The 13,771-nt window shown below is 64.4% G+C and carries 9 protein-coding genes; 3 read left to right on the plus strand and 6 right to left on the minus strand.

Features of this window, described 5'->3' with window-relative positions:
* Positions 1 to 46 precede the first annotated feature (46 nt).
* The gene (locus tag L2Y97_RS11000) at positions 47 to 2,638 is read right to left on the minus strand and encodes an ATP-binding protein (RefSeq protein WP_247436579.1); all 2,592 of its coding nucleotides are present in this window, start codon (positions 2,636 to 2,638) and stop codon (positions 47 to 49) included.
* 88 nt (positions 2,639 to 2,726) lie between these two features.
* Complete coding sequence (locus tag L2Y97_RS11005) at positions 2,727 to 3,080, minus strand: DUF4242 domain-containing protein (protein ID WP_247436581.1); 354 nt, start codon at positions 3,078 to 3,080, stop codon at positions 2,727 to 2,729.
* A gap of 154 nt (positions 3,081 to 3,234) precedes the next feature.
* Between L2Y97_RS11005 and L2Y97_RS11010 the strand changes: the two genes are divergently transcribed.
* The 3 genes from L2Y97_RS11010 to L2Y97_RS11020 all read left to right on the plus strand — a co-directional run bounded on the left by L2Y97_RS11010 (position 3,235) and on the right by L2Y97_RS11020 (position 6,651).
* Entirely contained in the window at positions 3,235 to 4,215 is a 981-nt protein-coding gene (locus tag L2Y97_RS11010; protein ID WP_247436583.1) for a GlxA family transcriptional regulator, read from the plus strand.
* Positions 4,216 to 4,348: 133 nt separating this feature from the next.
* Entirely contained in the window at positions 4,349 to 5,338 is a 990-nt protein-coding gene (locus L2Y97_RS11015) for a VOC family protein (RefSeq protein ID WP_247436585.1), read from the plus strand.
* A 395-nt stretch (positions 5,339 to 5,733) separates the two neighbouring features.
* Positions 5,734 to 6,651, plus strand: coding sequence for a cupin-like domain-containing protein (locus tag L2Y97_RS11020; protein WP_247436587.1), 918 nt, complete (start codon positions 5,734 to 5,736; stop codon positions 6,649 to 6,651).
* Positions 6,652 to 6,682: 31 nt separating this feature from the next.
* On the opposite strand, the gene L2Y97_RS11025 is transcribed toward L2Y97_RS11020, so the two are convergent.
* The 4 genes from L2Y97_RS11025 to L2Y97_RS11040 all read right to left on the minus strand — a co-directional run bounded on the left by L2Y97_RS11025 (position 6,683) and on the right by L2Y97_RS11040 (position 13,556).
* A complete protein-coding gene (locus L2Y97_RS11025; RefSeq protein WP_247436589.1) occupies positions 6,683 to 9,523 on the minus strand; it encodes a C1 family peptidase in 2,841 nt (946 codons plus the stop codon).
* Between the two features lie 159 nt (positions 9,524 to 9,682).
* Complete coding sequence (locus L2Y97_RS11030; protein WP_247436591.1) at positions 9,683 to 11,020, minus strand: cytochrome c; 1,338 nt, start codon at positions 11,018 to 11,020, stop codon at positions 9,683 to 9,685.
* Positions 11,021 to 11,032: 12 nt separating this feature from the next.
* The gene (locus tag L2Y97_RS11035; RefSeq protein WP_247436595.1) at positions 11,033 to 12,808 is read right to left on the minus strand and encodes a GMC family oxidoreductase; all 1,776 of its coding nucleotides are present in this window, start codon (positions 12,806 to 12,808) and stop codon (positions 11,033 to 11,035) included.
* A gap of 4 nt (positions 12,809 to 12,812) precedes the next feature.
* Complete coding sequence (locus L2Y97_RS11040) at positions 12,813 to 13,556, minus strand: gluconate 2-dehydrogenase subunit 3 family protein (protein ID WP_247436596.1); 744 nt, start codon at positions 13,554 to 13,556, stop codon at positions 12,813 to 12,815.
* Positions 13,557 to 13,771: the final 215 nt, after the last annotated feature.

Here is a 13,771-nt window from a genome sequence, read left to right on the forward strand (position 1 = left end):
GCCCGCATAGTAGCCGCTCGGGTCGCCGTGAACAGGGCCATACGACCTAGTTCGAGCCCACCAGCCCCAACCGTCCTGCCGCCGCCACCGCTTCACCACGCGAGCAGACATCCAGTTTGCGCAGGATGGCCGAAATGTGATGCTCCACGGTCTTCTCGGAACGGACAATGCGCTGGGCAATTTCGGCGTTCGAAAGGCCCTGGGCCAACAGGGTCATCACGTGGAGTTCGCGCGTGGTGAGGCCGGCAGGGTTAGCCACCGTCGTCGCTCTTGGCCCACGCGTGACGCCGCGCACACCGGCCTGGCGCAATTGCTGGCGACATAGTTTGACGGTGGCCGCGGCGCCCAGGCCTTCGAAGATCGCGAGGGCGGCCAGCTTGTCACCCTCGCCGCCATCCCACAGGGCCACGGCACGCATATAGGGACAACCCAGCTGCTCCCATGCCGCTGCGGCATGCTGCCAGTCGCCGCTGGCCTGCATCGTGTAGGGATCTTCGTCGTCCTGGTACGCGCCCGGCCCCTCGCCCAGCTTTGAACACCAGAAGGTGACTTCGCCCAGTTCGCGGCGATCACCCAGATCACCGGCCATCTCGCAGGTTTGCCTTACCCACGGATCCTGCAACGAGGTGTCGCCGCGCAGCCATGCCGCTTCGGCCCGTGCGGCTGCCACTGGAGCCAGCCGTTGCAGCTCTCCGGTGCAGCTGGCGAGTTCGCTCGCTTCGTCGATCAGCGTATCTGCGCCTGAATCGCCGCGACGCAAGCGGATGCGGGCCAGCACAGCCATGGCAGGGATCCGCGTCACCGGCGCCACGGCATCGCGCACGATCATCTGGCTGGCCAGCCGGGCGGCATCGTCCCAGCGGCCTTGCTCAAAATCGACGCGGGCCTTCCACACCAGGATGTAGTTCGCCCAGGCATCCAGGTCGCGGTCGGCGAAGTACAGGTTGGCCTCCTCGATGGTGCGCATGGCGAGCGCGAAGTCACGCGCAATGACCTCGGTGCTGGTCAGGTTCGCGTACGCGCGGGCGACATGTTCGCCATAGCCGTGTTCCAACGCGAGGCTCAGGCTCTCTTCGAGCAGCGTGCGCCCTTCCGCCTCGCCGCGTGCGTACATGGCCGCGCCTACGTTGTTCATCGCGTGACACAGCACCTCGGTGTCGCCGATGCGCTTCGCCAGTTCGATAGCGCGAGTGCCCCACGCGATGGCTTCGCCAGTACGCCCGGCCAGCATGTCCAGTTGCGAACGGTTGCTCAGCGCCCAGGCGAATTCGCTGTCCTCGGCGAGGGGTTCGAGCAAGGCGATGGCCTGGTCCGCGTGCGCCTCCGCCTCGCGATTGCGTCCGGCAAACCAGTGCAATCGCGATAGCCACCGCAGGGTCCGCCCTTCCTGTGTGAGGTCGCCCAGCTCGCGCCACAGGGTCAATGCGCGCAGGCTTGCGGCCAGTGCTTCATCCGCCTGATCCGTGAGGTAGCACTGATAGGAACGCTGGCCGAGCAGCACCGCCTGCTCGCGCGGTGAGATGCCGGCCGCGTGCGCCAGGGCCACGCCGTAGAGCTTCGCTGCCTCGCAATGCGATCCGTGTGAGATCGCTTCCATCGCGGCAGCGGGGACGTAGCGCAGCACGGCGTCCGTATCGTGCGCGCCGGCGGCGTGGTGCACCAGCCGGGCGAGCGGCACGCCACTGCCTTCGGCCTCCAGGTGCGCGAGCATGTTTTCGTGCAGCAAGGTGGCATGTGGTACTGAAAGCGCCTTTTCCATGGCAATGCGCGCGAGTTCATGGCGATATGCATACCAGCCATCGGTGAGCGTGAGCAGGCCCGAGGCAAGTGCGGCGGAAATGTCCTCTGCCATGGGCGTGAGCACCGCATCCACCGTGGCCACGTCAATACGCGCAGGCACGATGGCAACCAGATCCAGCAACGCACGCACGGCGGGCGTCTGCCGTGCGGCGCGGCCCAGCACGGCATCGCGCACACTGGCGGGGACGCCGTCGGCACGCAGCACCTCGGTGACGAAGAAGGGGTTGCCACCGGTCGCGGCAAAAATGCCCTCGACGGGATAACCGCATTGCATGGCCATGCTCGCCACACCCTCTTCCGAAAGCGGCAGCAAGGGAAGCCGGATCGCCGCATCGGCAGGCAGGTCGCCAAACACCAGCTGCAGCGGATGCTTGTCACCGACTTCATCGTCACGGTAGGTAAGCAGGAGCATCGCGCGCAGCGGGGCGATGCGCCGCGCCAGGTACTTCACCAGGTCCAGCGTGGCGGTATCAGCCCAGTGCAGGTCTTCCAGGATCAGCAGCGTGGTGCGTGGCGATTGCTGCAGGTCGGCAAGCACGGCACTAAAAAGCCGCGCACGGTGCCCATCCACGCCGAGCATGCCTTGTACCTCGGGATCGAACGCACTGGCCATGTCGTAGATGGGCCCGAGCGGCCGCGGGGAAAACAGCGCTTCGCAGCTACCCCACAGCACCCGGTCGCCATCGACCGCGCGGTCCCGTACCAGCCGGCGGACCAGCGCGGTCTTGCCGATGCCCGCCTCGCCGCTGACCAGCACGGTGAGGCCGGAGCCTTGCCCTGCCCGCCCAGCGGCATCGTGCAGGCGTTGCAGCGCGTAATCGCGTTCAATGAGTTCCACTGTGCCGGCTCCCCGGAACCTGCCCCATTCTTGCACCGGGCAGGTTCCAGCCGAGTGAAGCCCACTGCCGTCTTTGTGGTTTTACGCCTCACGCGGCGAGGTAGCTGAAGGGCAACCAGGGGGCGCGCAGCCGCGAAGACGTCGCCGCCGCTTTTCCGGAATGCCCGATCCCGAGATAGAAGTACGGATCGAGCACCGAGACTTCGGTGATGCTGCCCACCGGGAGCTGGTTGCGGTGGGCGACCTCGCGGATGGCTTCCGGCGTGGGCGCATCGTAGACGCAGTAGGTACGCGTACGGTCGAGGCTGACGTACGAGTGCACCCAGGTCACGCCCTCTTCGGCATTGGTGCGGACGATGTTCCGGCACATACGGTCGCCGGTCTCATTGGTGGGAAGATCCAGGCCGCCGGGGAAGGCGCGTTCAACGATAAAACGTGGCATGGGGGGTTCTCCTTCGGTGGTGACAGCCCAGTGGCGGACTGTGATGCCAGACTACGGAGACGCGCCCTGCCCGCCATCGGGGATATCCCCCAGATTGCGTCGCCCGGCCCCCAACCTTGGGGTGCCGTGGGTTGGGTTGACGGCCGCGATGCGCATGCGCCACCTTCGCCGCACCCAGGCCACGCCAGGTCGCCACCCCATGCGCCGCGAGATCGCCATTGTCATTTTCCCGGGGTTTCAGCTGCTGGACGCGGCGGGCCCGATCGCCGTGTTCGAGATGGCCGAGCGTTTCCGGCCGGAGAGCTACGCGATCCAGGTCATCGCAGAAGGGGGTGGCGTGGTACGCAGCTCGTCGGGCGTGTGCCTGACCGCCGCGCCACTGGAGCATGGCCGCTTCGATACCGTGATCGTGGCCGGCGGCAACCTGGCGCAGGTGGAGGCAGGCCAGCCCGGCATCGCTACCCTGCTCGCCCGCGACGACTGGCGGCGCGCCGCCGGCGTGTACTCAGGCGCATTCTTCCTGGCGGATTCCGGGCTGCTCGACGGCCGCCTTGCCACGACCCACTGGGCGGCCGCCGATCGCTTCCGCCAGCGCTACCCGCAGGTGCGCCTGGATGCGGACCGGATGTTCATCCGCGATGGCAGGGTGTGGACATCGGCCGGCATCTCCGCAGGCATCGACCTGGCACTCGCGCTGGTCGAGGATGATCTGGGCCCGGGCATTGCGCGGCGTACCGCACAGCAATTGGTGGTGCACCAACGTCGGCACGCAGGGCAATCGCAGTATTCGGTCCTCGTGGAGCAAGGGGGCAAGACGGGGCGCTTCGGCGACCTGCTCGGATGGATGCGTTCCCGCCTCGGCGAGCCGATGCCCGTTGAGCGCCTGGCCGAACGCGCGGCGATGAGCCCGCGCAACTTCGCTCGCGCCTTCTCGGCAGAGATCGGTGCGACACCGGCGAAGGTGGTCGAGGGGCTACGCCTGGAGGCGGCTCGCCTGGCGGTGGAAACCAGCCATTTGCACCTGGAGCACATCGCGATCTCGACGGGTTTCGGTGATGCCAACCGCATGCGCCGTGCTTTCGTCCGGGCATTTGGTAGCTCCCCGCAATCGCTGCGGCGTAGCGCGGGCACCTGAGGCGGGCTGTCCACCCGGCCCGCGTTACTCGGTGCGGCTGGCGGTTTTCGCACGGAAATTGTCCTTGCGGCTGCGCCGCGGTGTCGCGGATAACTGGCCGCGAGACCTTCACTCAGTCCCCATGAGGATTCGCATGCGCCTCCCTCTCTTCGTCATGGCCTCCGTGGTGTGCCTGGGTGCCGCCCAAGCGGCAGCCATACAGCCGACATCGCCCACGACCGGCGCGCGCCTTGATCATGTCCTGTTGTGGGGACGCAACATCGATCAGGCGACATCGGTCATGGCGGTGAAGCTAGGCTTTCAAGTGCGGCCTGGCCGCGATCCCGGCGGCGTGGAAAACCGCTACATCCGGTTCTCAGACACCAGCTTTATCGAACTGCTCGGTATTACGCGGCCCAACCCCGCATTCGATCCCGGGATGAAGGAGGACCAGCAGGCGCTGAAGGGCGGCCCGGGCTCGAGGACCTTCGGCATACGTACGACATCGCTGGAGCCGTTACGCATCGCACTGCAGGCCCTGAAATACCCCGTGACCCCGGTCTTCTCCGGCCCCGACAGCAGCAAGCCGGGCTGGCGTCTGTTCGCGTTCGATCTGGATAAGCCGCCGTTATCCAGCAACACCTTCTTCATCGATTACGCGAAGGGCTATGCGCCGGATCAGTTCGATCCGGACAATGCGACCGACTATCGTGTGACCCGGGAGCACCCGAACGGCGCACGGGCGCTCACGTCGATATGGCTGGTGTCGGCCAATGCCGATGCGGATCGGCAGCAACTCGAGAGGATGGGCTTTGGTCATGCCGTGCCCATCAAACTCCCCGCTGTCGCGGCGTCGGGATTCTGCGTTCCGGTGGGGCCCACGGCGTTGCTGACATTGCAGCCCGATGGGCCTGGCATCGCCACGCAGGCCATGGCCAGTGGCGGCGCGCGCGTGCTTGGCGTGAGCTTCGCTGTTGACGACCTCGGCCGTGCCCAGCGTTGGGTCGAGCGCGGATACGAGCAAACCCTGGTGACCTACGCAGGTGCACAGGGCGAGGCGTTCCTCGCACCGACCCAGGGTGATCTTGGGCTTTCCGTCGAATTCCATGCGACGCGGAAGACTGCGTCGCCCTGCGCGCAGTGAGTGGAGAACCACGCAGGCTGACGTCATACGTGCGGCCTATGCCGTGTTCGAACGTAGTGCTACGGACGCGGTACACGCGGCGAAAACTTGCTGCGCCGGCTCTCACGCGTTCGTGAGCGAAGATATGCGAGTGCGTGACAAGTCCGCGGTGTGCATCACTTTGCTGTACGTACGTCTTTGCCATTTCTCGCACTGGTTCACGCGACGATTCTCACCGCGCGGCCTATTTCGAAAGATATTGCGTGAAGACCGCCGGATCCCGCTCGTACCAACGAATTACGGCACAAAGGTCTACATCGAAAGGCAGTGATCAACGCGAAAAACGCCAGCGTATAACCGTCCTCGGCAGGTAGTGCGCACGCACACGTTGCGTGGCTCCAGAACGGTGACCGCCCATGACTACGTCCGTCGCTCCGTCCATCACCATGGCATGGGATACGTTTGACCCCATGCGCGTCACGCCCCTGACCCATACGTTCACCGATCACCCCCTGCTGCAAAGGGAGGCGCTGGTTGAGCTGGGTAAGCGATGTCGCGGAACGAATCGCTGGTATAGCTTCGCCAGCGGCGTGGAACCCGGCACCGATTTCGATGCCGCGGCCCAGCTCTATCCCACCACGCAATCGGCCGTAGCGTCATTGAGTGCTATCGAAGATGCCAAGGCATGGGTACTGCTACGCCACATCCAGGCCGATCCGACCTACCGTGCACTGGTCGATGAGGCATTCGAGCCGATCATCGATGACATCGAGCGCGTGGATCCCGGCGTTTACTACCGGGCTGGATGGATCTTTTCGGCGTCACCGAATACATGTACGCCCTTCCACATCGATCGCAGCCACGTGTTGCTGTGCCAGGTATCCGGCACCAAGACCGTGTACGTGTGGGATCCAACGGATCGGGAGACGCTGGACGACCGTGTTCGCGATGATTTCCACGCGCGCCATGACCTCAGCCGTGCGCAGTGGCAGGAGGCGTTTCGTGAGCGGGCCCACGTGTTCCACCTGACCCCGGGTACCGGTGTCTACATGCCACTGACGAGTCCGCACATGGTCGAAACCAGCACCGACGCCTCGCGGACCATCAGCTTCACCTACAACACGGCGGCTACGCGGCGCATGGGCAGGATCCACGTGTTGCGCGATGCACTGCGGCGAATGGGGCTGAAAGCGCCGCCGGTGGGCTCGCATATCGCGTTCGATTCGGCGGCCTGGGCGGCCTCGTCGGCGTTGATTGCCTTGGGTGGCCCAGGTGGCCATCCACCGGCGTGCCCATCACTGCGGCACACGCACGCTTACGCCGTGGACGATTGATATGCGTTCGCGCGGATGGCATGCCGGGCGCCTAAAATCCGCTGAGATCATCCACTGGCATCGCGAGCTTGCCACCGGTAATCCGCTGCAACGTGCGACCGACGACGGTGATGTTGTTGTCGAAGCTTCCGTGGCTGGCAGGGATGGTGGCGCCGGCAAGGGTCGTGGGCACGGTGCTGGTCGTCGTCAGGTCGATACGCTTGTCTAGCCCACCCAGCTTTGCTGCCTGGCGCCAGTTGCCCAATGCTTCCCCCGAAGCCGATGAGCCATCCCAGCGCTTGTAGGACACATCCATGACGTTGGCGAGCCCAAGGATAGGCGTGCGCACATCAAGCTCCAGCGCATCGGAAACGAAATAGAGCAACGACTTGCGATAGATTGACGCGACGTTGTCGTCGCGCTCGTTGTCATCGGAGAGTATGTCCAGGTACATGTTCTTCATCAGTGCTGTGTGCGGTGCGTAGTGCTGGTTTGCAAACTGCACCGTGCACGCGGGCGCGTAGAGGTGAACCGACTTCACCCAGGCATCGAGGCCGCGCCCCGCCAGCAGATCGACGAGCCAGCCATGGAAGATCGCCCCGGCTGAATGGCCCACGAGGTGGATCTCGAGCTTGTCGCCCCAGCTTTGCGCGAGGTTCTGCAGGGCGGTTACAAGAAGATCGCCGCCGCGTGTCGGCTGGCTCGCGCCCTGGGCGTTCTCCTTCATCTCGCTCCATACCGGCCGCGCGAACGGGCGGCCCACGGTCGTCTCGATCAGCGTATCGGTCAGGTCTGTCACGGTCTCGCGCAGGCCGCCCGCGCGGGTCGAACCGTGGAAGCGATCACTGATGATGTCGTCGATCGATTCGAGTAGCCCGGTCTTCCACACCATGAACAACGGATAGCAGCCGTTGCCGGTAAAGTACCGGCCCATGATGCTGGCACGCTTGATCGCATCAGCCTCGCTGTTCAGGCCCCCGTGCGCGTAGATGACCAGGCGCTTGATCGGTCCGGGCTGCTGGCGAAACCACTGATCGGGCAATGTGCTGGCTTGATAAAGCAGGCTCCTGCTCATCTCATCCTGCGTAAGGTACCGGCTGACCCTGCCGTCATTACCCAGCACGACGCTATGTTCGTAGGCATCCGCTTCGCTCCACGCCGCGGCACCCGGCTGCCCCGCGCGCCGGGTCAGCCCGGTCGTTCCGGCGGCGCGTTTGCCGAACACGAGGCCACGCACGCCCATGGCCACCACCCACGCATCCATGGCGTTGGCGAGCCAGTCGGCGTAGGTGAGTACGGCAAAGCCGCCACACCCCCACGTCTTGCCCCAGGAGTTCTGCACGACGAAGCCACGTGTATTGAAGCCCACCAGGGCGAACGCGTGCCCGTCCTGGTGCGAGGGGTGCCCATCAAAGGCGATCGCGGGCAGCGTCTCGTGGCCCGTGATGTGTTTGCGCACGGTCGGGACATCCTGCCAACCCGCATGCGTATTGGCGGAGACATACACGGCACCCGTTTCAAGGATGGCCGCCTGCAGGTCGGTGATGGTGGCGACATCAACCCGGTAATACACCCCGAGCGTGTGCGCCGTCGCCCGGTCGGCGTAGCCGAACTTGGGGGGATGCGTATCGCCTGCGGTATAAGGCCAGTCGTTCTCCAGGCACACACCGTTGTAAAACCACCCCTTGATGGCACCGCGGCAACTCGACCCATCGTAGTTATCACCCGCGTACTCGTCGTAGCGGCGAGCGAAGTTGTAAAGCATGCGCGGGCTTACGGATTCGAGCTTCGGAAGCATGCCCGCCTTTCGCCAGCGCAGGTAGTTGATGACGCAGGCGAGGCCAAAACCGGTGCAAGCGCCTTCCTGGCCTTGGTCCATGATCAGGCCCGCTTTCGTATACACCGGCAGCAACGCGACGATGTCCTCATCGGCCGGCGTGCAATCCGGAAGGCTATCAACCCGGGGGGCGTAAACGCGATCACGCAGGTCGACCGGATCCTTACTGGCATTGAGCTTGCGCAGTGGCGCCGCCGCGGCGACGGCTCCCTTGCGTGAACGTGCGCGAGCGGCTGTACCGGTTGCCGCGGTTTCGGGCCAGACGCTCTTCGCCAGGGTGAAAACACTGCGAAACTTGTCCAGCCCGTGGCTTCCACCATTGACCAACTTGCGCGCGCCGGCAAGGTCGCCCGCCGCGATCCGTTCTCGCGTTTTCGAGGCAACATCACCCAGGAAGGTCGCGAGCAGCACCGCGGCCACTTCCGGCGCATCAGCCAGATCGGGCGATGTTTCGATATCCAGCCCGATCTCCGCCGTGTATTTGTGATAGTTGGCCCTACCGGTCAGCTGCACAAACCCACGCCCCCGATAGCGTGCACCATCGCCCGGCTGGGTATTACCAAGGTCCTTTCGCCCGTCGTAAGCACTGAACGGCGCCATGCCCGCCATGGTGTTGAAATGGGATGGGAACTCCGGGATCGGAACGAACCCCTCGGTTTCTGCGCGAATGGTGCCGAGCGCCGCACAGATCATCGGGCGATCGCGCAGGCCCAACACGTTCAACGCCGCCGCGACATACGGCAGGTAACGGGCGATGTTGGAGGGCTTCGTGGCAGGAAACAGCTGCCTGACCGCATCAAGCGTGAGCGGTACGGCCGTGGCGCTGAGCGTGACCAAACCCAGCACACTCTGGCAGTAAGGCCCGGCGATGCCATCGGCGACGAGACCGACCCCTGATTGCCATTGGCGGACTGCAGCGTCAGTGACGTCGTCGAACACGCTCCCGTTGGCTAGGCCGGGGAACGCGTTCTCACCACCCTTCAGCTGCGCCGCGAGCTTCTTGCGCAGCTGCGCAACATCCGCGCCCGAAGAACCCTTCACCAGAAGTAACGCCATGGCCCTTCTCCTGCCTGCCCAGGAAACTGGGTAAGAGGAGGGTTATACGCTCGTGGCACGCGTGCAACCCATAGCCCAAACGATGTAAGTAGGAGCGCGCTTGCGCGCGATGGCCCGTGGCATCGCCGCTTCGTTGGCTTTTCGCGCGCAAGCGCGCTCCTACAGGGCTTCGTGATCCTTGGGGAGTGAATCGCGGACCTTGTGCGCGGCCGAGGCATCCACGGCGCTCGCGTGATTGCCAAAATGGCTACGAACGTAGGTGGCGAGTTGTGCCACCTCGTCGTCGCTCAGGCGCTCGGCGAATGCTGGCATCCCGAGTGGCGACGGGGCCGCCTCGGTCGAAGGCAAGCGGCTGCCCTTCAGGATCAACCGAACCAGCGTTGTCGAATCCTCCGCCAGAACGGTGGGATTACCCGCGATCGCGGGAAACACGTGGGCGTAACCGTTGGCGTCCGTGCGGTGGCAAGCCGCGCAGTTATCCACGTAGATCTCCGCACCGCGACTATCGTTGATGCCCGCCTGCAGCGCTTTGCCGGTGGCATCGTCGACCGCGTATGACGAGGAGTCATTTGCGGTGGGTGGCAGCGACTTCAGGTACGCGGCGATGGCATGCAGATCTGCATCGTTGAGGTGCTGCGTGCTATGTACAGCCACGTCAGCCATGGGCTGGCCAACGACGGCGCTGTGCGCGTTGCGCGCCGTTTTCAAGGTGTCGACGATATCCTGTTCGCTCCAGCGACCCAGGCCGTCGGCGGCATTCCCGCGCAGGTTCACGGCGAACCAGCCATCGATAACCTGGCCACCGGCGAGGTAATCCCTGCCCTGCTGGTCCAGCGCCTTCTCCTGCAGGGCGAAGCCGCGTGGCGTGTGGCAGCTGCCGCAATGGCCCGGGCCCTGTACGAGGTAGGCGCCACGGGCAAGCCGTGCGTCGGCGTAGCCCCTGGCATCGAACGCCACCTCATCCGGCGCAGGCGCGAACAGCTTGCGCCAGATCGCAAGCGGCCAGCGCATGGAGAGTGGCCAGGGAATATCGGCCTCGCGGTTGGCCTCGGCCGAAGGCGCGATATCGCCATGCAGGAAGTAGGCATAAAGCGCTCGCACGTCGTCATCGGTCATGCGTGCATACGACGGGTACGGCATCGCGGGATACAGCGACGAACCCTGAGCGGCGATGCCATGACGGACGGCGCGATCGAATTGATCCAGCGTGTAGCGCCCGATGCCACGCACGGCATCGGGCGTGATATTGCTGCTGTAGATCGTACCCAGCGGCGAGGCGATAGGCAGGCCACCAGCGAATGCCGGGCCGCCCGGCCGCGTGTGGCATGCCGTACAGTCGCCGGCATAAGCGAGGTACCGGCCTCGCTCCACGAGTGCCTTGTCGGCCGCAGGGCCCTCAGCGATTTCACGCGTGTGAGTGGGCCAAAAGGCGAACGCAAGTGCGAGCACGAGGGCGAGGAGGCCGAGGCCAACCAGGGTCAACAGGAATTTTTTCATCACCCTGCCCCCTTAAGCCTGCACCAGCGGACCGGGGTCCTTCAGGTATTTCTCGCGAATCGCGGCCGCCGCCCAGTACGCGAGCCCACCCACGAGGCCCGTGGGGTTGTACCCGTTGTTTTGCGGGAACGCGTTGGCGCCGATCGCGAATACGTTCGGTACATCCCAGGATTGCAGGTAGCGGTTGAGCGCTGACGTTGCCGGGTTGTTGCCCATGGTCGCGCCACCGCACGTGTGCGTGCTCTGGTACTTGGTAATGTTGTAGTGCTCGCCATCCTTTTTTGCATCGCCCAGGATGGAGAGCGGATTGAGGGTACGACCCATTTTCAGGGCCTGGTCGACGAAGAACTGCGATGCATTGATCTCGTTGGCCTGCCAGTCGAAGGTCATGCGCAGCAAGGGCCGGCCGAAACCGTCGCGATAGGTGGGGTCAAGGCTCAGGTAGTTCTGCCGGTACGACATGCAGGCGCCCTGCACCTCGAAATAGAACGAGTGGCGGAAGTTATCGGCGACAGCCTGCTTCCACTTCGAGCCCCAGTTGGGCGTACCGGCAGGCACGTTGATACCGCGCACGGGGCCCGCGCCCGGCTGCCGGGCCCAGACCAGGCCGCCACCGACGAAACCGGCCTTGCCGTTATCGAGCTGGTTACCGTTGAGGTCATCCATGGTGGCGCCCGCTCCACCGATACCGATGAACGGGTTGGCCTGCACGCTCTTATCAAAGAACAGCACCACGCGGTTGAGGTTCTGGTACGAGTAGTTGCGACCGATGGTACCGGTGTTCGTTTCCGGGTCGTACGGGGTGCCGATGCCCGAGACCAGCATGAGGTGCACGTTGAACAACTGGAACGCACACAGCAGCACGATATCAGCCGGCTGTTCGACTTCCTTGCCCTCGGCATCGAGGTAGGTGACGCCGGTGGCCTTTTTCTTCGTGCTATCCAGGTTCACCTTCAGTACCTGCGAATTCGCCCGCAACTCGAAGTTGCCGCGACGACGCAATACCGGAAGGATGCAGGCGTTGGGGCTGGCTTTGGAGTAGTTCAGGCAGCCATAGTCGCTGCAGAATCCGCAGGCGTTGCACGGGCCCATCTGGCAGCCGTACGGGTTGATGTACGGTGCCGATGCGTTGGAGGCCGGGATCGGATACGGGTGCCAGCCCATCTCCTTCGCGCCCTTGTAGAACATCTCCGAGCCAAGATAGTCCGGGTTCGGCGGCAGCGGGTATTCACGCGAGCGTGAACCTTCGAACGGATTGCCACCGGCCTGCACCACGCCGTTCAGCACGCCGGCCTTGCCCGCCGTGCCACAGACGCGCTCGAACATATCCAGGTGCGGCTCGAGTTCGTCGTAGCTGACCGGGAAGTCCTCGATCGTCATGTCGTCGGGGATGAATTTCTTACCGTAGCGCTGTTCCACGTTGCTGCGGAAGCGCATGTCCTCGGGCAGCGGGCGGAAATGGCAACCCGACCAATGCGTGCCCGCGCCGCCCACGCCCGTACCGGGTTTGAACGAGCCCATCTGGCGGTATGGCACGGCCGTCGCATCGCCGGTGTGCCTGATCGTCACGGTCTCCTGCCCGAGGCTCTGCAGGAAACGGCGGTGCACGGAGCCTTCCAGCTCATCGACGACCTTGGGGTAGGCAAAGTCTGGCTGCGTGTCGCGATCCGCGCCACGTTCCAGCGCGACCACGTGCAAGCCAGCGTCGGTGAGTTCCTTGGCCAGGATCGCACCCGTCCAGCCCATGCCGACGATGACCGCATCGACTTTCGGTTTCACGGTAGCCATGTCATCAACCCCGCTTGCCCGAAAGATCCACCGGTGGCAGCGGGTACGCCTTGTCGCGTACCCCAATCCAGTCGATGTAGTCGGCACGCATGCCGGGGTAACCGATCATTTTCCACGCACCCATGTTGCGGTTGCCGCCGTACTTCGGATCAGCGAAATAGCCGTTCTTCACTTCGTTGAGGAAGTTGGAGAAGAACAGCTTGGACGAGATACCTTCGAGCTTGAGCTTGCCGCTTTCGGCTTGGGTGAGCAGGTCTTCCTGCATGGCGGTATCCAGCTGCGCGAACGTCTTGCCCGCGTAGGTCTTCCGGCAATGCGCATCCATCGCATCGATGCCCACGCGGATAATGTCGCGCAACGTGAGCTTGCCCTGGTAGCCGAACTCCGCCGGCGCCTCCAGGAACGGCCCCTGCATGTACCAGATGGCGCCCGCGGCGTACGGGGTCTGCATGTGCTTGTCCAGGAACGCGGGCACACCGGATTCCACAGCGCCAGGCCCGGTGTCATCGGCAGGAATCAGCCGGTCGCACGCCGCCTGGATAAAGGCCCATTCGGTATCTTTGAAGAACGATGGCGTATATCTGCGCGGATCGTCTGCGCCGGCGAAGGAGGATCCGCCTGCGCCGGGTGCTGCCTTGTCAGCGGCGTGAACGCCAGGGAGTGCTGCCGCGAGCGGCGCGAGCGACAAGCCCATGAGGATACGGCGACGCGATTGCAGCGCGTCGGGTGAAGGGTCCTTCTCGGACATTGGCTTGGCCCCCTGGAGGCTGGCTAGGTTGGCGACCCGTCGGCGTTACACACGACAGGCTAGAACACGACCGTTCCAATTTACGCGCAACACCGGCACGTCGCTATCGTTGCGGCGCAACATGACAGTAACTTCATCTGACATCAGGTTGTCATGTATGCAGGAAACGCATACCAGAAAGCCCCGCCCAAGCGGCGGGGCTTCTTCCCGGGGCT

The organism is Luteibacter aegosomatissinici, assembly GCF_023078495.1.
Lineage (GTDB): Bacteria > Pseudomonadota > Gammaproteobacteria > Xanthomonadales > Rhodanobacteraceae > Luteibacter > Luteibacter aegosomatissinici.

Excerpts from the sequence above, each read along its gene's own strand:
- L2Y97_RS11005 (WP_247436581.1), bottom strand. The coding sequence starts at position 3,080 with ATGCCACGTTTTATCGTTGAACGCGCCTTCCCCGGCGGCCTGGATCTT.
- L2Y97_RS11010 (WP_247436583.1), top strand. The coding sequence starts at position 3,235 with ATGCGCCACCTTCGCCGCACCCAGGCCACGCCAGGTCGCCACCCCATG.
- L2Y97_RS11015 (WP_247436585.1), top strand. The coding sequence starts at position 4,349 with ATGCGCCTCCCTCTCTTCGTCATGGCCTCCGTGGTGTGCCTGGGTGCC.
- L2Y97_RS11020 (WP_247436587.1), top strand. The coding sequence starts at position 5,734 with ATGACTACGTCCGTCGCTCCGTCCATCACCATGGCATGGGATACGTTT.
- L2Y97_RS11025 (WP_247436589.1), bottom strand. The coding sequence starts at position 9,523 with ATGGCGTTACTTCTGGTGAAGGGTTCTTCGGGCGCGGATGTTGCGCAG.
- L2Y97_RS11030 (WP_247436591.1), bottom strand. The coding sequence starts at position 11,020 with ATGAAAAAATTCCTGTTGACCCTGGTTGGCCTCGGCCTCCTCGCCCTC.
- L2Y97_RS11035 (WP_247436595.1), bottom strand. The coding sequence starts at position 12,808 with ATGGCTACCGTGAAACCGAAAGTCGATGCGGTCATCGTCGGCATGGGC.
- L2Y97_RS11040 (WP_247436596.1), bottom strand. The coding sequence starts at position 13,556 with ATGTCCGAGAAGGACCCTTCACCCGACGCGCTGCAATCGCGTCGCCGT.